1 protein-coding gene is annotated in these 1,035 nt (G+C 59.5%); it reads left to right on the top strand.

The genetic code is table 11. The features are described 5' to 3' along the window. Positions 1-261: 261 nt before the first annotated feature. A partial coding sequence (locus PMI37_RS00045) for a lysylphosphatidylglycerol synthase transmembrane domain-containing protein (RefSeq protein WP_008076819.1) occupies positions 262-1,035 on the top strand: 774 nt, incomplete at its 3' end.

A 1,035-nucleotide genomic window follows, 5' to 3' on the forward strand; every position in this document is an offset into this window, starting at 1 on the left:
TCGAAAGAGTGGCCTTTTTTGTATCTGTTGAAAAAGTCCTTTCGCAACAATGATCTGTCACTGTGCAGTGAACCGCTGGGGATCATCAGACTCGCCGACTTGCGACTATGCTTGAGTCGCAGGCAAGACGTCTGCAATCCAGGAACTGCCCTCGCCGATACGCGGTGAGAGGCGTAGTATTTTGTGATTATTTTTTTCTACAGGGATTGGTAACTTGGCTGGATACCTCCATCCTGTCGCGCACAATCCAAGAGGTGATTGATGCGCGCCAACTCGTCTGATCCACAAGACACCGTCACAGCGGAACACCCGATCAAACCCGAGCGCTTGCGCTTGCTGGATCGGTTGAGCAAATACCGTCAACCGATCGGTCTGGCGGTCACACTGCTGCTGTTTGCCATTGCGCTGATTGCCTGTCGCCATCTGCTTGCCGAACTCGATCTCGATGCGCTGCACGACTCGATTCTCGACGTGCCGAAACCCGCCCTGCTCGGTGCGTTCGGCGCGACCGTGGTCGGCTTCATTATCCTGCTGGGCTATGAATGGTCGGCCAGTCGCTATGCCGGTGTGACTTTGCCACCGCGCACATTGGCGCTGGGCGGTTTCACCGCGTTTGCGATCGGCAATGCCATCGGCTTGTCGCTGCTCTCCGGCGGCTCGGTGCGCTACCGTTTATATGCACGGCTGGGTCTGGGGGCTTCGGAAGTCGCGCACATGACCTTGTTTGCCAGTCTGTCGCTGGGCTGCGCCTTGCCGCCACTGGCAGCGCTGGCGACGCTGAGCGACCTGCCTGCTGCCTCTCAGGCGCTGGGTTTGTCCGAAGGTCTGCTCGGCACTGTCGCCGCTGTCGTGCTATTGCTTGGCGCAGTGCTGGCTATCGGCATCTACCGTCGGCGGCTGCCGGAACAACCGTTGCGCGACAACCTGCTGGTCAGGGTCGGTCGCCGCACGCTGCGCTTGCCGGGGCGTCGTCTGACGTTCCTGCAACTGATCATTACCGCCCTCGACGTTGCGGCTGGCGCCACTGTCCTTTTT

The sequence above is a fragment of the Pseudomonas sp. GM80 genome, from assembly GCF_000282515.1.
Taxonomy (GTDB): Bacteria; Pseudomonadota; Gammaproteobacteria; order Pseudomonadales; family Pseudomonadaceae; genus Aquipseudomonas.